Origin of the sequence: Variovorax sp. CCNWLW235 (assembly GCF_037204085.1) — a bacterium.
GTDB lineage: Bacteria > Pseudomonadota > Gammaproteobacteria > Burkholderiales > Burkholderiaceae_C > Variovorax.
Genome location: NZ_JBBCBW010000003.1, coordinates 205466 through 225860, shown reverse-complemented (window position 1 = coordinate 225860; position 20395 = coordinate 205466). Strand labels below are relative to the sequence as shown.

Below are 20395 nucleotides of genomic sequence, written 5' to 3'. Positions count from 1 at the left end.
CATGGAAACCTTTGCATTTGCGCCGGCGTACGAGCTGCCGAGCTGGCCTTTCACGCCGCCGCCCGAAATAGGCGGCACGAAGATCGTTCGCCACCCGATCGTGATCGTCGGCGCAGGCCCTTCCGGCCTCACGCTGGCCTGCGACCTGGCACAACGCGGCGTGCGTGCCGTGCTGCTCGACGAGGACGACACCGTCGGGGTGCGCGGCGCCTCCTCCCGCGGCATCTGCTATGCGCAAAAGAGCCTCGAGATCTTCGAGCGGCTTGGCGTCTACGAGCGCATGGCCAGCAAAGGCATCACGTGGTCTTTCGGGCGCACCTTCTCGGGCGAGCAGGAGGTCTACAACTTCAACCTGCAGGCGAACAGCGTCTCCAGGCAGCCGCCGTTCATCAACCTGCAGCAGTTCTACGTTGAATGGTTTCTGGTCGAGCGCATCCTCGAGCTCGGACTGACCGACGTGCGCTGGAAGAACCGCGTGGCCAGCGTCGAGCAGTTGCACGACGGCGTACGCATCGAGGTCGAAACACCCGCCGGCCGCTACTCCATCGAGGCCGATCGGCTGATCGACGCCACCGGTGCCAACAGCCCGATCCGCACGCAGTTGGGCATCGATGCCCACTCGTCGCGCAGCACCGACCGCTGGTGCATCAGCGACGTGCGCTTCAAGAAACCGCTGCCCACCGAGCGCTGGACCTGGGTCGACGCGCCCTTCAATGAAGGCCGCGGCGTGTGGCAGCACCTGATGGCCGACGGCGTGTGGCGCATCGACTACCAGATGCCCGAGGATTGCGACACGAGCTACATCAGCAAGCCTGAAGTGGCGGGCGCGCGGCTGCGCGAACAGCTGGGGCCAGGCGTGGAGTTCGAGTTCGTGTGGATCGGGCCGTACGGCTACCGCGACCATCTGCTCGACAGCTTTCGCCATGGCAACGTGTTCTTCATCGGCGATGCCGCGCACGTGGTGAGCCCGTTCGGCGCGCGCGGCGGCAACAGCGGCATCCAGGATGCGGCGAACCTCGGCTGGAAGCTGGCGCTCGTTGCGCAAGGGCAGGCGAGCGAAGCGCTGCTCGACAGCTACAACGCCGAACGCCAACCCGCCGCGCAAGAGAACCTGCGGGTGACGAGCCGCTCGGCGCGCTTTCTCGCCCCGCGTTCGCCGGCCGAGCACACGCTGCGCCGCGCGGTGGTGTCGTTGGCCGCGCGATATCCGTTTGCGCGGGCGCTGGTGAACACGGGCCGCATGTCGGTTGCGAACGACTATCCACCCGCGCCGCAATTGCCCGAAGGGGGGCGCAGCGTACAGAACCTGCCGCTGCGCTGGGCCGACGGAAGCGAGACAACGCTGATGCAGTTGCTCGCCGATGGCACGCAGTGCATCGGGCTGTGGCTGGCGCCGACACGCGCCGGGGCGGAGGCGGCGATGGAAGCGACGGCGTCGTTGCCGCTGCGCCTGCTGGCCATTGGCGGCGACAGCGGCTTGCCGACACTGCAAGCCGGCGAACGGTTCACGAACCATCTGGGCCTGCGTGACGCGGGCAGCCTTGTGCTCGTGCGCCCCGATGCCTACCGCGCCGCGACGCTACCTCACGCCACGCCCGCAGCCATTGCCGATGCGCTTCGCACGGCGCTTGCCCGAAACACCAATTCATGATCACCGAGCCCCGCATCCCCGATCCCGATGGCTTCTACGCCGCCTTGCTTGCGGCCCACGAAGGCCTGGGCGAAGCACAGAGCGCCGACCTCAACGCCCGCCTCATGCTGCTGCTGGCCAACCAGTGCGGCGACCAGGCCGTGCTGCTCGATTGCATCCGCGCAGCGGCCGTAGACCTCACGACCCTTCAAGCCCCATGAACGCCAACGTCTCCTTCGCTTCCGCCTCCGACACACGCGAGCAGAAACCGCAGCTGCGCGAGCTCGCGCCCGGCGTGTACGGCTACATCAGCGACTTCGATCCGAACTGCGGCTTCGTCGTCGGCGACGAGCATGTGGTGCTGATCGACACGCGCCCGACGCCGCGCATGGCCCGCGACTTTCTCGCCGCCATTCGCACGGTGACCGACAAACCCATCAAGACCATCGTGCTCACGCACTACCACGCGGTGCGCGTGATGGGCGCGAGCGCTTTCGACGAGGTGCAGGCCATCATCGCGAGCAACGGCACGCTCGACTGGATTCGCACGCGCGGACAGGCCGATTTCGATTCGGAGGTCGGCCGCTTTCCGCGCCTCTTCGCGGGCGTGGAAGAGATTCCAGGCCTGACCTTTCCGACGATGAGCTTCGAGCGCGAGATGAGCCTGTGGCTCGGTTCGCGCCCAGGCCTGGGCCGCGAGTTGCGCTTGATGGCGCTGGGCCGCGGCCATTCGAGCGGCGACACGGTCGCGTGGCTGCCCGATTGCGGCGTGCTTTTCTCCGGCGACGTAGTCGAAAACCACTGCGGCGTGTACGCGGGCGATGCCTACATCGGCGACTGGGCCGGCACGCTCGATGCGGTGCGCGCCCTGAAGCCCCGCGTGCTGGTGCCGGGACGCGGCGCCGTGCTGCAAGACGAGGCCGCCTGCGCCGAAGCCATCGAACTCACCCAGGCTTTTCTTGGAACCCTGCTCGACAGCGTCAAGGTCGGCATTGCCGCGGGCGAAACGCTCAAGGGCTGCTTCGCGCGCGCAGAAGCAGCGATGACGCCGCGCTTTGGCGCATGGCCCGTGTTCCAGCACGTACTGCCCTTCGACGTATCGCGCGCCTATGACGAGTTGCGCGGCATCGAACACCCCGTGGTGTGGACGGCGGAGCGCGACCGCGAGCTCTGGCAGACGCTGCGCGGGGACTGACCCGCTACCCATTTCAAAACAAGCAACGGAGACACAGACAATGAAACGATTTTTCCACCTGCTGGCTGCACTCGTGGCGCTGGCTGCCGCACCTCTTGCCTCTGCCCAGCAGACCGCCTACCCGAGCCAGCCCGTCAAGTGGATCGTGCCCTACGTGGCCGGCGGCGGCACCGACAACCTTGCGCGCGCATTGGCGGAAGCCATGCAGCCTTCGCTCGGGCAGCCGCTCATCATCGACAACCGGCCGGGCGCGTCCACCAACATCGGCGTGTCGGTGCTGATGCAGGCCAAGCCCGACGGCTACACGATCATGCAGGCCGAGAACGCGGCGCTGCTCTTCAACGAGCACATGTTCGCCAAGCTGCCCTACAAGCCTGCGAGCGACTTCACCTACATCGGCACCATCGGCCGCTTTCCGGTGGCGCTGGTGGTGCACCCGGACTTTCCCGCGAAGAACGTGGCCGAGTTCGTGCGCTACGTGAAGGCCAACCCCGAGAAGGTGAGCTACGCCTCGCCCGGCAACGGCTCGCCGCACCACATGGCGATGGAACTCTTCAAGCAGAAGGCCGGCATCAGCATCACGCACGTGCCCTACAAGGGCGCCGCGCCGGCAATGACCGACGTGATGGGCGGCCAGGTGCCCACGATGATGCTCGACCTAGCCTCGGGCCTGCCGATCATCAAGGCGGGCAAGGTGCGGGTGCTGGCGATTGCGCTGCCGCAGCGTGCGGGCGCATTGCCCGAAGTGCCGACCTTCGTCGAGGCCGGGTTCAGCGACGTGAACGCCTATGCCTTTCACGGCCTGATCGGCCCGGCCGGCATGCCGCCGGAAGCGGTCGCGCGCATCAACAGCGAGCTGCAGAAGGCGATGAAGGCACCGAAGGTGGTGAAGCTGTTCGCGGAGTTCGGATTCGAGCCGCTGCCGGGCACGCCGCAGGAGTTCTACAAACTGTCGCGGGCGGAGAGCGAGCGCTGGGGCAAGATCATCCAGGCCGCCGGCGTGAAGCTGGACTGAAATTTTTTACCAGCCCAGCCACAGGTGCAGAGGCAGGTACACGGCCATGCCCGCCAGCATCGTGCCGAGCACGCCGCGCCGCCAGTAGTAATAAGCGGCGCCAACCACTGTCGCGTACAGGCGCGCGTCGTGCAGCGTGGTGATCAGGTGGCCTTGGGTCATCACGATCTCCGGCGCGATCACGCCCGCCAGCGCAGCGGCCGGCGCGTAGTGCAGGGCGCGGTGCGCCCAATCGGGCAACCCCCAAGGCCGGTCGAGAATGAAGAAGAAGCAGCGCGTGAGCACGGTGACTCCCGCCAGTCCGACGATGATCGCGAGCGTCCAGAAATCGGTGGTGCCGCTCATTTGTTGTCTTCCGCATCCGGGTCGAGTCCGAGCTGCTTCTCGAGCCAGAAGCACAGCAGAACCGCCGTGCCGATGGCCACCACGATGTTGAGCTTGAGCGGCAGCGCATAGGCGGCCACGGCGGTAACGCTGGCAATCAGCGCGGCCAGCATACGCAGCGGCGTGGTCGCCATCGAGCAGACGATGGCCACCAGGCTCAGCACGCCTGCAAAGCCGAGTCCCCAGTTCTGCGGAATGAAGTTGGCGAGCGCAATACCCAGAAGGCTCATGCCCATCCACGAGCACCAGGTCACGAAGTAGTTGCCGGTGAGGTAGGCCTCCTGGGCCTTCTGCTCATCGGGCCCGACCGGCGGCGACGCATAGCGCCGGGTGAACAGCGCATAGCTCAGGTCGGCGGTGAGATAGCCATGGGTCATGCGGCGCCAGCGCGGCATGTGCATGAGGTATGGCCGCAGGTGCAGGCTGAAGACCACGAAGCGCAGGTTGACGCAGAAGCCCGTGGCCAATATCACCCAGGCCGGCGCGCCTGCAAACAGCAGCGGAATGGCGGCGAGTTGCGAACTGCCGGCGTAGACCAGCAGTGTCATCGCCACCGATTCCAGCACGCTCATGTTCGACTTGACCATGGCAACGCCGGTCATGAGCCCCCAGGCGCCGATGCCCAGAGCGGCCGAAGACATGTCGCGGATGCCGGCGCGGAATTCGGGGCGGCGGCGGATGGCTGCGGACAGGAACATCAGCCGAACACCTGCCCGGGCTTCAGGTCGAAGCCGCGCAGGAAATCAGCCACGGCCAGGCGCTTGCCGCCGGGACGCTGGAGTTCGGTGACCATCACGATCGAGCCGGCCGCGGCCACAGCAATGCCGGTGTCGGTCACGGCCAGGATGGTGCCAGGCGCAGCCGATTGCTCCGCAGGGGCAGCGTGTGCGGCCCAGAGCTTGATGGTCTCGCCGTCGAGCGGACTGTTGGCGCCGGGGAAAGGATCGAAAGCACGAATGCGCCGCACGATTCCATCGGCAGGCTGGTTCCAGTCGACCTGCGCTTCGTGCTTTTCGACCTTGTTGGCGTAGGTCACGCCTTCGGCAGGCTGCGGCGTGCGCTCCAGCTTGCCGATATCGGCCAGCGCCTGGACGATCATGCGGCCGCCCAGTTCGGCCAGCCGGTCGTGCAGGCGGGCGGTGTTGTCGTTGCCGATATCCACCGACTCGCGCAGCAGCATGTCGCCCGTGTCCAAGCCGGCGTCCATCTGCATGATGGTGATGCCGGTTTGCGTGTCGCCGGCCTCGATGGCGCGGTGGATCGGCGCTGCCCCGCGCCAGCGCGGCAGCAGGCTGGCGTGGATGTTGAGGCAGCCGAACTTCGGCAGGTCGAGCACCCATTGCGGCAGGATGAGCCCGTAGGCCGCAACCACCATCACATCGGGATTTGCTGCCAACAGGGCCTCGCGCGCGGCCGAGGCGTCTTCAGGGTACTTGCCGTCGAGCCGCAGGCTGCGCGGCTGCGCCACCGGCCATTTGTTGGCCACGGCGCATTGCTTGACGGGAGAGGCCTGCAGCTTCATGCCGCGCCCGGCGGGCCGGTCGGGCTGGCTCAGCACCAGCACCACTTCATGCCCGGCAGCGGCAATGGCCTCAAGCGCGACGCGCGCAAACTCGGGCGTGCCCGCAAAAACGACCTTGAGCGGGTTCAATCCCGGATCCGTTCGAGTTCGAGGTCATCCCCCGTGTGATAGCGGCGAACCACGCCGGTGGGATCGATGTAGATATAGAGCATGCGGCGTTCGTTCACGGCCTTGTAGCGCCAGGTCCAGACGGCTCCGTCGAATGAACTGACGCGGCTGATTTCATAGGGCCGGCCATAAAAGGCGACCACGTCGTTCTGGCGCCATCGGTCGACCTTGATGTCGTGGCCGAAGCGCGCCTCGTTGAGCACCTGCGTCACGGAAACGACCTTGCCGGAGGCATCGACGTCGATGTCGATCACCTCGAAGCCGGCAGGCATGCGCGAATACTGCAGGCGTTCGCCGCCGCCGGTGAGCGGGTAGCGGCCCGTCGGAGGGCCCAGGCGCTGCAGGGTTTCGACCGCCGTGGTGCCCGGCACGATGCGTGTCGGTTCGCTGGCGCAGCCGGCCAGCAGCAGCCCGGCGGCAACGACGAAAGCACTCGGCCAAGCGAAGCGCATTCTCAGGCCCGGCCCTCTCGGGCGTCTTCGCGTTGCTGCTTGAGCAGCTTGCTCTTGATGCGGTTGCGCTTGAGCGGCGACAGGTATTCAACGAACACCTTGCCCAGCAGGTGGTCGAGCTCGTGCTGAATGCACACGGCAAGCAGGCCTTCGGCCTCGATGGTGCGCAGTTCGCCGTTTTCGTCCAGCGCCTGGACCTTGACCGAGGTGGAGCGCATCACGCCGTCGTAGATGCCGGGCACGGAAAGGCAACCCTCTTCGTTCAGCACCTTTTCGTCGCTTGCCCAGATAATTTCGGGGTTGATGAGCACCAGCGGCTCGTTGCGCTCTTCGGAAACGTCGATGACGACCAGGCGCTCGTGCACATCGACCTGGGTGGCGGCCAGTCCGATGCCGTTGGCGTCGTACATGGTTTCCAGCATGTCGGCAACCAGGGCCTTGATGCGTGCGTCGACGCCCTGCACCGGCTTGGCAACCGTGTGCAGGCGCTTGTCCGGGTAACTCAGAATGATTCGTTTGGCCATGAAAAACGGGAAAAGTTGTGGCTATTTTCGCCAATTCCGCGACGCGATGAGCTCGGATCGCCTGAAAACGTTGCCCTTCAAAGGGCTTCGGGCGCAGAATTCGTAGCAAATTGTGAGATTCGTATGCGCACCGATACTTTGATGCGCTCACCCATCCAGACATGAAAAAGCTCCGAACCCCTGTCCGCCAGCGCCCGCATCTTTTCGCCACGTTGGCAGCCCTTGCGGTAATCAGCGGCGGCACGACGGCCTGGGCTCAGAACTACCCCGTCACCCCGCAGCAACGCGCCACGGCACAGCAAACCGCCCAGAACGGCGTTCCGCTGAGCGAACTGGCGGCCAGCGCGCCGGACGAATACACGGTCAAGCCCGGCGACACGCTGTGGGCCATTTCGCGCCTCTACCTGCTGCGCCCCTGGCGCTGGCCGGAACTGTGGGGCATGAACATCAACGAGATCGCGAACCCGCACCGCATCTACCCGGGCCAGGTTCTCTACCTGGACAAGACGGGCGGCCGCGCACGCCTGACCATGCGCCGCGGCGCGGGCGGCAGCGCAGACGGCGGCACCATCAAGCTGTCGCCGCGCACGCGCTTCGATTCGCTGGCCGGCATGGCGCTGCCCACGCTCAACCCAAGCATCATCGAGCCGTTCCTGAGCGAGCCGATCGTGGTGGACGCCGACACGCTGCAAAGCGCGCCGCGCATCGTGGCCGGCAACGACAGCCGGGTGCTGCTGTCGCGCGGCGACCGCGCTTATGCGCGCGGCAATGCTGACACCCCGCTGCTCGAAACGCCGGGCCCGCTGAAGAACTTCCGCGTGTTCCGCAGCGCCACGCCGCTGAAAGACCCGGGAACGGGTGAAATCCTCGGCTACGAGGCGCAGTACCTGGGCAAGGCCCAGCTCCAGCGCGGCGAATCGACCACGGTCGAGACCCAGAAGGACAAGGACGTCATCACGGTGGTGCCGGCTAGCATCGACATCATCGCGGCGCGCGAGGAAATTCGCGCTGGCGACCGCCTCCTGCCCGAGCCGCCGCGCCAGCTGCTGAGCTACGTGCCGCGCGCGCCCTCCACGCAGGTCGAAGGCCGCATCATCTCGGTCTACGGCAATGCGGTGCAGTTCGCGGCGCAGAACCAGGTGGTGGCCATCAACAAGGGCACGCGCGACGGCGTCGACAGCGGGCACGTGCTGGCCATTCTGAAGAACGGCGAAACCATTCTCGACCGCACCGGCGAACGCAAGGAAACGATCAAGCTCCCGAACGAACGCATCGGCCTGCTGATGGTGTTCCGGCCGTTCGAAAAGGTGTCGTACGCGCTGGTGCTCGAAATCACCGACACCCCGCGCGCCGGCGACTTCCTCGTCAATCCCTGACGCTTTTTCGCTTCGTTTGGAACGCGCAGAACTCGCCGGCTGGCTGCGGCTTTCACTGACGCCGGGCATCGGCGACGGCGCCGCACGCAAGCTGCTGGCGGCCTTCGGGCTGCCCGAGGGCATTTTTGCGCAACCTGCCGCGGCGCTCCGGCAGGTGGTGTCGCAGGCGCAGGCCGACGCATTGCAGCAGCCGCCCAACGGCCTCCAGGCGCAGGTCGACATGACCTGGCAGTGGCTGCAACCCGGCCAGGACGAAGGCACCTCACGCCGCATCGTGACGCTGGGCGATTCGGGCTACCCCGCCTCGCTGCTCGAAATGGTCGATCCGCCGTTGATGCTCTACGTGCTCGGCGCGTCGAATCTCGACCTGACACAGCTCACCAACAGCATTGCCGTGGTGGGCAGCCGCAACCCCACGCCGCAGGGCGCCGCCAATGCGCGGGCCTTTGCACGGGCGCTGGGCGACGCGGGCTTGCCGGTGATATCGGGACTGGCGCTCGGCGTGGACGGCGCGGCGCACCAGGGCGCGTTGGACGCAGCCGGCGATACGCCCCGGCTCGCCACCGTGGCCATCGTGGGAACGGGCCTCGACCGCGTCTATCCGGCCCGGCACCGCGACTTGGCGCACCGCATCACGCAGCAGGGACTGATCGTGAGCGAGTTGCCGCTCGGCACACCCCCGCTCACGCAAAACTTTCCGAAGCGCAACCGGCTCATTGCCGGCTTGGCGCGCGGCACGCTGGTGGTCGAGGCCGCGCTTCAATCGGGTTCGCTGATCACGGCACGCCTCACTTCGGAACAAGGCAAGGAAGTGTTCGCCATTCCGGGCTCGATCCATTCACCGCAATCGCGGGGCTGCCATGCGTTGATCCGCCAGGGCGCGAAGCTGGTCGAGTCGGTGAACGACATCCTCGAAGAGTTGCCCGACCTGCGCACATCCAGCGCTAACGCGGGTCTTTTCGGCGATTCGGGTGCTTCCTCGTCAGCCGCGGAGAACCCGCTGCTCGAGGCCTTGGGCTTCGATCCTGTGAACCTCGACGCCCTGAGCGCACGCACCGGCTGGAGCGCGGCCGCGCTGCAGGCGAAGATGCTCGAACTCGAGCTCGACGGCCACGTGGCGCGCCTGCCCGGCGGGCTCTTCCAGAGAACGGCAGCGGCTTAGTATTTTCCTCCCCCCAAAAAGGGCCGAAGAAGTGACATGAAGCCCGGGAGCTCGCAACAAGCTTCGGCTATATTGGGCTCATGTTCGAAGTGCTCGTTTTTGTCTACGAAAACTATTGGCGCGGCGATGCTTGCCCCGAACCCGTACAACTGGGCCGCAAGCTCAGTGCCCACGGCTTCGAGGCAGAAGAGATCCGCGATGCGCTGCACTGGCTCGACGGCCTGAGCCTTGCAACACAAGGCTTGCAGCTCGAGCGAAGCGCCAATGACGACACCGTCGCCACCGTCACGCTGCAGGGTGCGCCCGAAGCCGCGCTGCCCCAGTCGAGCAACGCCATGCGGGTGTATTCCCAGGCCGAGCAGGAGCACCTGGGCGCCGACTGCCTCGGCTTCATCCGTTTTCTCGAGTCGTCGAACGTGCTGTCTTGCGGTTTGCGCGAAATCGTCATCGACCGCGCCATGGCCGCACCGGGCGACCCGGTGGCGCTGGACGAACTCAAGATCATCGTGCTGATGGTGCACTGGAGCACCGGCATCGAGCCCGACGCACTGGTGCTCGACGAACTCTGCGAAAGCCGCGAAGGGCGCGTCGCGCACTAGCCGACTAGTTCAACAGCCGTTCCGGGTTGGCGTCGAGCTTGGCGAGCGCCTCGCGCGTGGCGCGCACGGTGAGCGTTTCTTCTTCGGCCGGCACCAGCAGGCCGGCCTGCAGGTAGTTGGCCAGCCGACCGACCTGGATGAGAAAGCTGCGGCCGTCGGCCGAGGCGAACAGGTGCAGCTGCTTGCGGTCGCTGCGCCAGACGAATTGAACCTGGCTCACGCGGTCGTTGTGGTCGAGCATGAACCAGTTGCCCACCTGCAGTTCGTGCGCCCACTCCAGCATGTCTTCGGCCACAACGGCGCCGGAGGTGTCGGGCACCACCTCGATCGAGGCCGCATCCACGCCGAGCAGCAGTTCGATGCTGTTCGCATCGAGCGGCAAGTTGGAAGCGCCGCCTTCGTCGCTCACAAAGTCTTCAAGGTGCGCCAGGCGCTCGGCCATGGCGTCGATCTTGGCTGCGGGAATGGCCTCGGTCTTCGACAGGAAGGCATCGGACAAGGTCGCGCCGATGGTCTTGATGTGGGCTTCCTGCGGCTCGTCGATGATGCCCAGCAGGTTCATGCCCAGGCGCAGGCGCTGCAGCAGCTGCGGCAGGTCCTGGATCACGCGGGCGCGGTCGGCGCGGTTGGGTTTGGCGCTCGCGGCCCACACCAGTTCGGAGGCGACGCGCTTGAGCATGACCGTTTGCTCGCCCTGGGCGCCGTAGCGCAGTGCGGCAATGGCCAGCACCTCGGCCCAGACCTTGAAGAGAAACTCGCGTATCTCGTCGCGCACCGGCATGTCGTTGAGCATCTTGCGCAGTTCGATGGTGTACTGGATCGCCATCGTTTCCTTCTGCTCGACCTGCTGCGCCACGCTCATGACACGCTGGGTGGTGTCGCTTTGCGTGAGATAGCGGCCCAGGAACGCGACGAACTCGTCGAACACCAGCTTGAAGACGCGCTGCCCGGTTTCGGGGTACTGCTCAATCACCTGCACCACGCGGCGGATTTCGCCTTCGAGCGCACTGCCCGAAATGGCGGCGGCGTCGAAACCCATCACGCAGGAGCCCATGCGGTCGATCAGCATGCGGGCCGGGTGCTGCAGCGTGCCGAAGAACTCGGGTTCGGCAATGGCCACGCGCAGCACAGGCATCTGCAGTCGCGCAAACCATACGCGCGCCGAAAAAGGAATGCGCTCCTCCGCGAGGATGGCCTGGAACATGAGCGCCACGATCTCGACGGTGGCCTTGTCGGCGGTGGTGGGCGCCCGCTTCTTGATCTCGGCGCTGCGCCGCCGCAAGTCGACCGAGGCCTGCTGGATGACGGTGGCCGCGTCGCCGGGGTGGTTCTGCATGTACTGCGTGGCGGCCATCCGGTAGGCGGCTTCGGCGTCGGCGATCACGCCCGCAAAGGTGTTGGAAACCGCGCGGGAGGTGCCGCCGCCACCCCCGCCAGCACCGCCCGCGGGCGCGCCGCCGCCGTCCATTCCGGCGACTGACTGCGGCGACGAAGACATGGTGGACTGCATGTCCGCCGCGCCGATACGGGCGGCGACGAAGCGCTTGAGACTCAGCAACGCCGTTTGCGCGCGCTGGCGGGCGAGCAGCAACGGAGAGCCGCCCGTCGTTGCGAGCGGCACCGACGGCGCAAAGCCGCGGTTTTGCGGCGACGCATCCGAGCCGTGGCGCGAGGCGGCACCCGGAGCCTGGCTGGCACCGCCGCCGGCATATGGCGACCCGGGCACCGTTGCCGGCCCGCTGGAGCCGCTGCCGGAAGCGCCCGTGCGGCGCACAAAATTCTTGAGATCGATCTCCTCCATCACGCCCTTGGAAACCAGGAACGCATTGGCGTCTTCGTAGGCCTTGACGACCACGCCGACCAGGAGCTGCTGCACGGTGTCCTGCACCCGAGCCCAGAGCGCACGGCTCAAGCCGGCCGCCAGCCATTGTTCGACCAGCAGCTTGGACAGCGCTTCGGGCCTGAGCACGTCATTGGCGTCCAGCTCGGTGCTGCCTTCGAGATGCTGGATGCGCAGACGCAGGTCGCTGAGTTCGAAACTCGCCTTTTCCTGGATCGCCTGGGCCAGGCGCGACGACAGGATGTTGCTTTCCATCACGTCGTCGCCGATCAGTTCGAGCCGCAGCCCGCCTGTGGACGATCCGCCGGCCGACGCGCCCGTGGCGTTGACCGACTTGCGCCAGTGGGTCTGGGCGAGTGAAACCCACTGCGTGGCCTGCCCCTGGAACGCCACGAAATCGTCACGGCTTTCCTGCATGGCGCGGGCGCTGCCGATTTCAGAGGCCTGCTTGGTCAGCCGGTCCCGGATGGCTTGCGCCAAGGGAACGATGACGCTCCCGGTCGCCAGCACGAAACGCTCACGCGTCTCGCGTGCGAGCTGCAAGGAAGAGGCGGACCGCGCAATACTCATTGAAAGATCGGAAAGGCCGGTGAGGCTCTATTCGGCAACAGCCGAGAGCTTGCATCGGGAAAAGCAACTGCACAAGTGTGCATCAGCTTCCTTGCAGTTGCTGACTTCCCGCGGCACTTTCCTTCAGTTTCGGTGGCGTCAGACCACGGCGCCGGCGTTCGGGTCGTCCTCGGAATCGCCGTCGCGCTTGGCCGGCGTGCCCTTGATGAGGTCTTCGCGCTTGATGCCCAGCCACATGGCGATTGCCGCCGCCACGAAGCACGACGAGTAGATGCCGAAGCAGATGCCGATGGTCAGCGCCAAGGCAAAGTAATGGAGCGTCGGGCCGCCGAAGAAGAACATCGAGAGCACCACCAGCTGCGTCGAACCGTGCGTGATGATGGTCCGGCTGATGGTCGAGGTGATCGCGTTGTCGATGATCCCCACCGTGTTCATCTTGCGGTAGCGGCGGAAATTCTCGCGCACCCGGTCGAAGATCACGACCGATTCGTTCACCGAATACCCCAGCACCGCGAGCACCGCCGCCAGCACCGCAAGCGAGAACTCCCACTGGAAGAAGGCGAAGAATCCCAGGATGATGACCACGTCGTGCAGGTTGGCCAGCACGGTGGCCACGGCGAACTTCCATTCGAAGCGCACCGCCAGATAGATCATGATGCCGACCACCACCATGCCGAGCGCTTTCAGCCCGTTGGTGGTGAGCTCCTCGCCCACCTGGGGCCCGACGACTTCCAAGCCGCGCTGCGTGGCCGAGGGGTCGACCGACTTGAGCGCCTGCATGACCTGCGCGCTTTGCTGGTCGGAGCTCATGCCCTTTTGCGCCGGCAGGCGGATCTGCACGTCGCGCGACGTGCCGTAGCTCTGCACTTGCACGTCCGGATAACCGAGCTTGCCGATCGCCTCGCGCACCTTGCCGATGTCGGCGGACTGCTGGTAGGCCACCTCCATCACGGTGCCGCCCGTGAACTCCACCGACAGGTGCAGCCCGCGGTGCAGCAGGAAGAACACCGCCAACGCAAAGGTGGCAAAGGAAATGATGTTCAGCACCAGTGCATGGCGCATGAACGGGATGGTCTTGTGGATGCGGAAGAATTCCATGGCGCTTGTCCTTGACCTTTACTTGCCGTCAGCCACGGCCGTGCCGTCGGTCTTGGGCCGCCACACGGTGCCGATCGACACCGACTTGAGCTTTTTCTTGTTGCCGTACCAGAAGTTCACGAGGCCGCGCGAGAAGAACACGGCGGAGAACATCGAGGTGACGATGCCGATGCAGTGCACCACCGCAAAGCCGCGGACGGGGCCCGAGCCGAACGCCAGCAACGCAATGCCGGCAATCAGCGTGGTCACGTTGGAGTCGAGAATCGTGCCCCAGGCGCGGTCGTAGCCGGCATGGATGGCGGCCTGCGCCGAAGCGCCGTTGCGCAGCTCTTCGCGTACGCGCTCGTTGATCAGCACGTTGGAGTCGATGGCCACGCCGATGGCCAGCGCCATGGCCGCAATGCCGGGCAGCGTGAGCGTGGCCTGCAGCATCGAGAGAATGGCCACCAGCAGCATCAGGTTGACGGCCAGCGCGATCGACGAGAACAGGCCGAACAGCGCGTAGTAGGCGCACATGAACACCATGATGGCCAGGAAGCCATACATCACGCTCTTGAAGCCCTTTTCGATGTTGTCGGCGCCCAGGCTCGGGCCGATGGTCCGCTCCTGGATGATTTCCATCGGTGCGGCCAGCGAGCCGGCGCGCAGCAGCAGCGCGAGGTCGGCCGCTTCGGACACGGTCATCGAACCCGAGATCTGGAAGCGGTTGCCGAGCTCGCCATTGATCGACGGGGCCGTGAGCACTTCGCCCTTGCCCTTCTCGAAGATCAGCATCGCCATGCGCTTCTTGTAGTTCTCGCGGCTCACGTCGCGCATGATCCGACCGCCCTTGGCGTCCATGGTCAGGTCGACCTTGGGCTGGTTGCTCTGCTGGTCGAAGCCGGGCTGCGCGTCGGTGAGGCTTTCGCCGGTGACGAGCACCTGCTTCTTCACGATCACCGGGCGGCCGTTGCGCTCGAAGAATTTCTCGGAGCCGAAGGGCACCGGTCCGCCGCTCAGTTCGGCCGCGCGGCCTTCGGCGCTTTCGTCGACCAGGCGCATTTCGAGCGTGGCGGTGCGGCCCAGGATGTCCTTGGCCTTGGCCGTGTCCTGCACGCCGGGCAGCTGCACCACGATGCGGTCCAGGCCCTGCTGCTGGATCACCGGCTCGGCCACGCCGAGTTCGTTGATCCGGTTGTGCAGGGTGGTGATGTTCTGCTTGAGCGCCGCGTCCTGGAGCCGGCGCGCGGCCTCGGGCTTGATGGTGGCGGTGAGGCGCCAGTTGGCGCCGTCTTGCGTGTCGGTGGTCGCGAGATCCGGAAACTGGTCCTGGATGAGCTGCTTGGCGGTTTGCAGCGTGGCCGCGTCGCGGAACGAAACCTCGATGGTCTGGCCGTTGCGGTTCACCGAGGTGCCGCGAATGCTCTTGTCGCGGAAGGTGGTGCGCAGGTCACCCGCGAACGACTCGGCCTTCTTGTCGATCGCGCCCTTCATGTCGACCTGCAGCAAGAAGTCGACCCCGCCGCGCAAATCGAGCCCCAGGTACATCGGGAACGCATGCAGCGACGTGAGCCATGCCGGCGACCGCGAGACCAGGTTCAGGGCCACCACGTAGGGCGGCTCGGACGGATCGGGCACCAGCGTGCGCTGCAGAACGTCGCGCGCCTTGAGCTGCTCGTCGGGCGTGCGGAAGCGCGCGCGCAGCGAGCCGCCTTCGAGCGTGAGCAGGTCGGGCGTGAGCCCGGCTGTTTTCAGCGCCTCCTCGACCCGGCCCTGGGTGGCGGCGTCGACCTTGACGGTCGACTTGGCCGCGGACACCTGCACGGCAGGCGCCTCGCCGAAGAAATTGGGCAGGGAATAGATCAACCCCACAAGCAGCACGATCACGATGATCGCGTACTTCCAGACCGGATAACGGTTCATGAGAAAGCGCTTTTCAGAAACGAAACACGGCGTGACTTGAGGCCTTGCTCCACAAAGCGCAAGGCCGGGCCACGCATTTATTGCTTACTTGACGGCGCCCTTGGGCAAGACCTGGACCACAGCGCTGCGCTGGATCTTGATCTCCACGCCATTGGCGATTTCGAGGCCGAGGTACTGGTCGCCGAGCGACGTGATCTTGCCGAGCACGCCGCCGGCCGTTGCCACTTCGTCACCCTTGGCGAGCGCCTCGATCATGGCGCGGGCTTCTTTCTGGCGCTTCATTTGCGGGCGGATCATCACGAAATACAGCACCACGAACATCAGCACCAGGGGCAGCATGCTCCCGAGCGAGGACAACATGTCGCCACCGCCGGAAGCAGCGGGCGCGGTTTGGGCGAAAGCAGAGGAAATGAACAAGAGAGTCTCCAGCAGAGAGAAGAGGAATGTCAGAAGCGCGGAACGGGCCCGCGGTTCCGCGGCCCCGTGGAAAAGGCCGCGAGTCAGAGCGTGAAGCGGCATCGGCCGCGCACAGCAGCGGGCATTGTATTCGTGGCAATGCCCCGCTCCGCGCGCTTATCCGGCGCGCCGGGCAGGGCTTTCCAGGGCTTGGGGCGCGCCTCTGGCGCTATCTTTTCGGGAGCAAAGCACAGCCGCAGGCCGGCTGCTCCCTAAAAAATCAGGCTGCCGCGCGCTGCGCCGATTGCGGGTTGCGCCACTTGGCGAGCAATTCGCTCCAGCGGGTGCGGGCAGCGGCCAGGTTGCGCTCCTTCACATGGCCGTAGCCGCGAATCTGCTCGGGCAGGCTGGCAATCTCCAGCGCCAGCGCGTGGTTCTCGGCGCGCAGGCCGGCAATCACCTCTTCGATGCTCGCGCGGTATTCGCCGATGAGCGCGCGCTCGGTCTTGCGCTCTTCGGTGCGGCCGAAGATGTCCAGGGCCGTGCCGCGCAGGCCCTTGAGCCGGGCCAGCAGCCTGAAGCCGGAGAGCATCCACGGGCCGAATTGCTGCTTCTGCAGCTCGCCCTTGGTGTTCTTCTTGGCGATGATGGGCGGGGCGAGGTGGTAGTTGAGCTTGAAGTCCTTGCCCATCTCGCCCTCGAACATGCCCTCGACCCGCTCCAGGAAGCTGCGGTCGGTGTGCAGGCGCGCCACTTCGTACTCGTCCTTGTACGCCATCAGCTTGAACAGGTAGCGGGCGACCGTTTCGGTCAGCGCGGTCTTGCCCAGTGCCGATTCGGCCTGCTGCACCTTGCCCACGAACTGCCGGTATTCATCGGCATAGGCCGCGTTCTGGTAGCCAGTGAGAAATTCAACCCGGCGCGCCACCAGGCTTTCGACGGTTTCACGCTTCTTGAACTCGATGACCTGGCCGGGGCGCACGCGCTTTTGCAGCGCCCCCGGGTTGACCGCCGCCTGGCGGCCCCAGGCGAAAGCGGTCTTGTTGTTCTCGACCGCCACGGCGTTGAGTTCGATGGCGCGCAGCAGCGACTCGAGCGCCAGCGGGATCCAGCCCTTTTGCCAGGCAAAGCCCAGCAGCATCGGGTTGGCGTAGAGGCTGTCGCCCATGAGCGTGGTGGCGGCCGCGTCCGCATCGAAGGTGCCGAGCGCATCGGTGCCCACGACGCGTGCGATCTGGTTCGCGCAGTCGTCTTGCGGATTGACCCAGTTGGCGTTGCGCACAAAGGCGGCCGTGGGCGTGCTGTGCGTGTTGAGCGCCACGTGCGTGCGCCCTTCGCGCATGCGCGCCAGGGTTTCGGCGTTTACCGCCACCAGCGGGTCGGCCGCCAGAATCAGGTCGGCCGCAGCGGTGCCGACGCGCGTGGTGCGGATCGCGTCCTGCGATTCACCGATGAGTGCATGGCTCCACGTGGCGCCGCCCTTTTGTGCGAGGCCGGCCGCGTCCTGCGTGACGATGCCCTTGCCCTCGATGTGCGCCGCCATGCCCAGCAGTTGGCCGATGGTGATGACGCCCGTGCCGCCGACGCCGGCCACCACGATGCCCCACACCTGGTCGCGGGCCAGCACCGGCACGGCCGGGTCGGGCAGCGCGCCGAGTTCGAGCGGCGTATCGGTCTTGTTCTTCGCCTTCTTCTTGAGCTGGCCGCCTTCGACGGTGACGAAGCTCGGGCAGAAGCCCTTGAGGCAGCTCATGTCCTTGTTGCAGCTGCTCTGGTTGATGGTGCGCTTGCGGCCGAACTCGGTCTCGAGCGGCTCCACCGACAGGCAGTTGCTCTTTACGCTGCAATCGCCGCAGCCTTCGCAGACCAGATCGTTGATGACCACGCGCTTGGCCGGGTCGACAGCCGTGCCCCGCTTGCGGCGGCGGCGCTTTTCCGTGGCGCAGGTCTGGTCGTAGATGATGGCAGTGGTGCCGGCAATCGCGCGGAACTCGCGCTGGATGTCGTCCAGCAGATCGCGGTGCTTCACTGCCACGTGGTCGCCGGGGATGTTCACGCCCTCGTACTTCTCGGGCTCGTCGGTCACGATGACGACCTTCTTCGCGCCTTCGGCATGCAGGCTTTCGGCAATCTGCAGCACCGAGTGGCCCTCGGGCCGCTCGCCGACCTGCTGGCCGCCGGTCATGGCCACGGCGTCGTTGTAGAGAATCTTGTAGGTGATGTTCACGCCCGCGGCAATGCTCTGGCGAATGGCGAGCAGGCCGCTATGGAAATACGTGCCGTCGCCCAGGTTCGCGAAGATGTGCTGATCGGTGGTGAAAGGCTGCTGGCCCACCCACGGCACGCCCTCGCCGCCCATCTGCGTGAAGCCGATGGTGGAGCGGTCCATCCAGGTGGCCATGAAGTGGCAGCCGATGCCGCCCATGGCGCGCGAGCCCTCTGGCACCACCGTGCTGGTGTTGTGCGGGCAGCCCGAGCAGAACCACGGCTGGCGGTCGGCGCCTTGCACGCCGCCCACCTTGAGCGCTTCCATCGAGCGCTCCTTGGCTTCGAGGATGGCGATCTGCGCATCGATGCGCGCATGCATGTCGGCGCCGGCCTGGTCCAGGATGCCGAGCTTGCGCAGGCGCTGGGCAATGGCTTTGGCGATGAGCGCGGGGTTCAGGTCGGCATTGGCGCGCAGCAGCGTGTTGGCGGTGGGGTTGGGCATGGCCCATTCGCCGCCGGAAAAATCGCCGTCGAGCTCGTTGAACTTGCCGAGCACGTTGGGCCGCACGTCGGCACGCCAGTTGTAGAGCTCTTCCTTCAGCTGGTATTCGATGACCTGGCGCTTTTCCTCGACCACCAGGATTTCCTGCAGGCCGGTGGCAAAGTCGCGCGTGAGCTGCGCCTCCAGCGGCCACACCACGCCCACCTTGTGCAGCCGGATGCCCAGTTGGCGGCAGGTGGCGTCGTCCAGGCCGAGGTCGATCAACGCCTGGCGCGTGTCGTTGTAGGCCTTGCCGCTGGCCATGATGCCGAAGCGGTCGTTCGGCCCTTCGATCACGTTGTGGTTGAGCCGATTGGCGCGAATGTAGGCCAGCGCGGCGTACCACTTGTAGTGCATGAGGCGCGCCTCTTGCTCGAGCGCGTGGTCGGGCCAGCGAATGTGCAGGCCGCCGGGCGGCATCTGGAAATCGGTGGGAATGACGATCTCGACGCGGTCCGGATCGATCATGGCCGTGGCGCTCGACTCGACGATTTCCTGGATCGTCTTCATGCCCGACCAGATGCCCGAGAAGCGGCTCATCGCAAAGGCGTGAATGCCCAGGTCCAATATTTCTTGCACATTGGCCGGAAAGAACACCGGCGTGCCGCAAGCCTTGAAGATGTGGTCGCTCTGGTGCGCGGCCGTGCTGCTCTTCGAAATATGGTCGTCGCCCGCTACTGCAATCACTCCGCCCCATTCGGTGGTGCCGGCCATGTTGGCGTGCTTGAAAACGTCGGAGCAGCGGTCCACGCCCGGGCCCTTGCCGTACCAGATGCCGAAGACGCCGTCGAACTTGTTGGTGCCCGCGGGCGAGAAGCCCAGTTGCTGGGTGCCCCAGAGCGCCGTGGCGGCAAGCTCTTCATTCACGCCGGGCTGGAAGACGATGTTCTGTTCCTTCAGGAACTTGCTGGCCTTCCATAGCGCCTGGTCATAGCCGCCGAGCGGAGAGCCACGATAGCCGCTGATGAAGCCCGCGGTGTTCTTGCCGGCCTGCTGGTCGCGCAGCCGCTGCAGCATGGGCAGCTTGACCAGCGCCTGCACCCCGCTCATGAAGGCCCGGCCGTAGTCGAGGCTGTATTTGTCGTCGAGCGTGACGGTTTCCAGCGCCTTGCGGATGTGCTCGGGCAACGGTGCGTTCATGTTTGTCTGTCTCCGTGTGGCAGGGCCTTGTGGGCCTGGCTGATGGGTGTGGGTCTGTGCCCGGGTCGGGCGCGAGCCCATGATCACGCAAAGTGTATGCCGGGGCCAGCGACAGGTGTTTGCGTTCTTCGCCTCGAAAAACCGCCTTTCAGAAAGAATCTTGCTTAAGATCGGCGCTTATGGAAAGCATTGACAAGTTCGACCTTGCAATCCTGCAAGAACTGCAGGCAGATGGCCGCCTGACGAATGCCGAGCTTGCGCAGCGCGTAGGCCTTTCGGCCGCACCCTGCTGGCGCCGGGTGCGCGCGCTGGAAGATGCCGGCTTCATCAAGGGCTATCACGCCGAGATCGACCGCCACAAGATCGGGCTTGGCGTGCTCGCTTTCGTGCGAGTGGACACCGAACGTGTGACGCACGACGCCACCCAGCAACTCGAGGACGCCATCCGCAAGCTGCCCGAGGTGGTGGCCTGCCACTACATCAGCGGCACCGGCACCTTCGAGCTGCAGGTGGTGGCGCAAGACCTCGACAGCTTCTCGGCCTTCGCGCGGCGCCACCTGATGAACCTGCCCAACGTGAAAGACCTGCACACCAGCTTCTCGCTGGGGGAGGTGAAGGCCAGCAGCGCCTGGCCGCTCGGGCACTTGGCACGGTAGTGCAACTTAGACGCTTG

Annotated in this window: 18 protein-coding genes; 8 read left to right on the top strand and 10 right to left on the bottom strand. The window is 65.8% G+C overall.

Annotated elements, in window-relative coordinates:
• Position 1: 1 nt before the first annotated feature.
• The 4 genes from V9L21_RS05740 to V9L21_RS05725 are packed head-to-tail and all read left to right on the top strand — an operon-like array spanning position 2 to position 3840.
• Positions 2-1651 (top strand): FAD-dependent oxidoreductase, encoded by a 1650-nt coding sequence (locus tag V9L21_RS05740; RefSeq protein ID WP_337309914.1) that lies wholly within the window; start codon positions 2-4, stop codon positions 1649-1651.
• On the top strand, positions 1648-1851 hold the full coding sequence (locus tag V9L21_RS05735) for a DUF2783 domain-containing protein (RefSeq protein ID WP_337309912.1): 204 nt from the start codon (positions 1648-1650) through the stop codon (positions 1849-1851). Before V9L21_RS05740 ends, V9L21_RS05735 begins: the two co-directional genes overlap by 4 nt.
• Complete coding sequence (locus tag V9L21_RS05730; protein WP_337309910.1) at positions 1848-2825, top strand: MBL fold metallo-hydrolase; 978 nt, start codon at positions 1848-1850, stop codon at positions 2823-2825. The genes V9L21_RS05735 and V9L21_RS05730 overlap by 4 nt, the downstream gene beginning before the upstream one ends.
• Positions 2826-2865: 40 nt before the next feature.
• On the top strand, positions 2866-3840 hold the full coding sequence (locus V9L21_RS05725) for a Bug family tripartite tricarboxylate transporter substrate binding protein (protein ID WP_337309909.1): 975 nt from the start codon (positions 2866-2868) through the stop codon (positions 3838-3840).
• A 6-nt stretch (positions 3841-3846) separates the two neighbouring features.
• On the opposite strand, the gene V9L21_RS05720 is transcribed toward V9L21_RS05725, so the two are convergent.
• Genes V9L21_RS05720 through def form a run of 5 tightly spaced genes read right to left on the bottom strand, consistent with a single transcriptional unit; the run spans position 3847 to position 6890 of the window.
• Complete coding sequence (locus V9L21_RS05720) at positions 3847-4185, bottom strand: AzlD domain-containing protein (RefSeq protein WP_337298298.1); 339 nt, start codon at positions 4183-4185, stop codon at positions 3847-3849.
• The gene (locus V9L21_RS05715; protein WP_337309907.1) at positions 4182-4922 is read right to left on the bottom strand and encodes an AzlC family ABC transporter permease; all 741 of its coding nucleotides are present in this window, start codon (positions 4920-4922) and stop codon (positions 4182-4184) included. The genes V9L21_RS05720 and V9L21_RS05715 overlap by 4 nt, the downstream gene beginning before the upstream one ends.
• The gene (fmt, locus tag V9L21_RS05710; protein ID WP_337309905.1) at positions 4922-5875 is read right to left on the bottom strand and encodes a methionyl-tRNA formyltransferase; all 954 of its coding nucleotides are present in this window, start codon (positions 5873-5875) and stop codon (positions 4922-4924) included. The genes V9L21_RS05715 and fmt overlap by 1 nt, the downstream gene beginning before the upstream one ends.
• Positions 5872-6366, bottom strand: coding sequence for a hypothetical protein (locus V9L21_RS05705; protein ID WP_337309903.1), 495 nt, complete (start codon positions 6364-6366; stop codon positions 5872-5874). Before V9L21_RS05705 ends, fmt begins: the two co-directional genes overlap by 4 nt.
• Positions 6367-6368: 2 nt before the next feature.
• Positions 6369-6890: a peptide deformylase gene (gene def, locus V9L21_RS05700; protein ID WP_126748575.1), complete on the bottom strand. Its 522-nt coding sequence runs from the start codon at positions 6888-6890 to the stop codon at positions 6369-6371.
• Positions 6891-7051: 161 nt separating this feature from the next.
• Between def and V9L21_RS05695 the strand changes: the two genes are divergently transcribed.
• The 3 genes from V9L21_RS05695 to V9L21_RS05685 all read left to right on the top strand — a co-directional run bounded on the left by V9L21_RS05695 (position 7052) and on the right by V9L21_RS05685 (position 10027).
• Complete coding sequence (locus V9L21_RS05695; protein WP_157616370.1) at positions 7052-8266, top strand: LysM peptidoglycan-binding domain-containing protein; 1215 nt, start codon at positions 7052-7054, stop codon at positions 8264-8266.
• Positions 8267-8282: 16 nt separating this feature from the next.
• Positions 8283-9428 carry a DNA-processing protein DprA gene (gene dprA / locus V9L21_RS05690; protein ID WP_337309899.1) on the top strand — a complete coding sequence of 382 codons (1146 nt, stop codon included), beginning with the start codon at positions 8283-8285 and terminating at the stop codon, positions 9426-9428.
• A gap of 80 nt (positions 9429-9508) precedes the next feature.
• Complete coding sequence (locus V9L21_RS05685; protein ID WP_337309897.1) at positions 9509-10027, top strand: DUF494 family protein; 519 nt, start codon at positions 9509-9511, stop codon at positions 10025-10027.
• Positions 10028-10031: 4 nt separating this feature from the next.
• On the opposite strand, the gene V9L21_RS05680 is transcribed toward V9L21_RS05685, so the two are convergent.
• The 5 genes from V9L21_RS05680 to V9L21_RS05660 form a co-directional block, all read right to left on the bottom strand.
• A complete protein-coding gene (locus V9L21_RS05680; protein ID WP_337309895.1) occupies positions 10032-12437 on the bottom strand; it encodes a DUF1631 family protein in 2406 nt (801 codons plus the stop codon).
• 138 nt (positions 12438-12575) lie between these two features.
• Positions 12576-13535 carry a protein translocase subunit SecF gene (gene secF, locus V9L21_RS05675; RefSeq protein ID WP_337309893.1) on the bottom strand — a complete coding sequence of 320 codons (960 nt, stop codon included), beginning with the start codon at positions 13533-13535 and terminating at the stop codon, positions 12576-12578.
• An 18-nt stretch (positions 13536-13553) separates the two neighbouring features.
• Positions 13554-15437 carry a protein translocase subunit SecD gene (gene secD, locus V9L21_RS05670; RefSeq protein ID WP_337309891.1) on the bottom strand — a complete coding sequence of 628 codons (1884 nt, stop codon included), beginning with the start codon at positions 15435-15437 and terminating at the stop codon, positions 13554-13556.
• Positions 15438-15521: 84 nt separating this feature from the next.
• On the bottom strand, positions 15522-15854 hold the full coding sequence (gene yajC, locus V9L21_RS05665; protein ID WP_126748582.1) for a preprotein translocase subunit YajC: 333 nt from the start codon (positions 15852-15854) through the stop codon (positions 15522-15524).
• A gap of 259 nt (positions 15855-16113) precedes the next feature.
• Positions 16114-19722 (bottom strand): indolepyruvate ferredoxin oxidoreductase family protein, encoded by a 3609-nt coding sequence (locus V9L21_RS05660; RefSeq protein ID WP_337309888.1) that lies wholly within the window; start codon positions 19720-19722, stop codon positions 16114-16116.
• A 179-nt stretch (positions 19723-19901) separates the two neighbouring features.
• On the opposite strand from V9L21_RS05660, the gene V9L21_RS05655 reads away from it, so the two are divergent.
• The gene (locus tag V9L21_RS05655; RefSeq protein WP_337309886.1) at positions 19902-20378 is read left to right on the top strand and encodes an Lrp/AsnC family transcriptional regulator; all 477 of its coding nucleotides are present in this window, start codon (positions 19902-19904) and stop codon (positions 20376-20378) included.
• The last annotated feature ends 17 nt before the right edge of the window (positions 20379-20395 follow it).

Excerpts from the sequence above, each read along its gene's own strand:
- V9L21_RS05730 (WP_337309910.1), top strand. The coding sequence starts at position 1,848 with ATGAACGCCAACGTCTCCTTCGCTTCCGCCTCCGACACACGCGAGCAG.
- V9L21_RS05720 (WP_337298298.1), bottom strand. The coding sequence starts at position 4,185 with ATGAGCGGCACCACCGATTTCTGGACGCTCGCGATCATCGTCGGACTG.
- V9L21_RS05705 (WP_337309903.1), bottom strand. The coding sequence starts at position 6,366 with ATGCGCTTCGCTTGGCCGAGTGCTTTCGTCGTTGCCGCCGGGCTGCTG.
- def (WP_126748575.1), bottom strand. The coding sequence starts at position 6,890 with ATGGCCAAACGAATCATTCTGAGTTACCCGGACAAGCGCCTGCACACG.
- V9L21_RS05660 (WP_337309888.1), bottom strand. The coding sequence starts at position 19,722 with ATGAACGCACCGTTGCCCGAGCACATCCGCAAGGCGCTGGAAACCGTC.
- V9L21_RS05715 (WP_337309907.1), bottom strand. The coding sequence starts at position 4,922 with ATGTTCCTGTCCGCAGCCATCCGCCGCCGCCCCGAATTCCGCGCCGGC.
- V9L21_RS05725 (WP_337309909.1), top strand. The coding sequence starts at position 2,866 with ATGAAACGATTTTTCCACCTGCTGGCTGCACTCGTGGCGCTGGCTGCC.
- secD (WP_337309891.1), bottom strand. The coding sequence starts at position 15,437 with ATGAACCGTTATCCGGTCTGGAAGTACGCGATCATCGTGATCGTGCTG.
- V9L21_RS05735 (WP_337309912.1), top strand. The coding sequence starts at position 1,648 with ATGATCACCGAGCCCCGCATCCCCGATCCCGATGGCTTCTACGCCGCC.
- V9L21_RS05655 (WP_337309886.1), top strand. The coding sequence starts at position 19,902 with ATGGAAAGCATTGACAAGTTCGACCTTGCAATCCTGCAAGAACTGCAG.
- V9L21_RS05695 (WP_157616370.1), top strand. The coding sequence starts at position 7,052 with ATGAAAAAGCTCCGAACCCCTGTCCGCCAGCGCCCGCATCTTTTCGCC.
- V9L21_RS05740 (WP_337309914.1), top strand. The coding sequence starts at position 2 with ATGGAAACCTTTGCATTTGCGCCGGCGTACGAGCTGCCGAGCTGGCCT.
- V9L21_RS05685 (WP_337309897.1), top strand. The coding sequence starts at position 9,509 with ATGTTCGAAGTGCTCGTTTTTGTCTACGAAAACTATTGGCGCGGCGAT.
- secF (WP_337309893.1), bottom strand. The coding sequence starts at position 13,535 with ATGGAATTCTTCCGCATCCACAAGACCATCCCGTTCATGCGCCATGCA.
- V9L21_RS05680 (WP_337309895.1), bottom strand. The coding sequence starts at position 12,437 with ATGAGTATTGCGCGGTCCGCCTCTTCCTTGCAGCTCGCACGCGAGACG.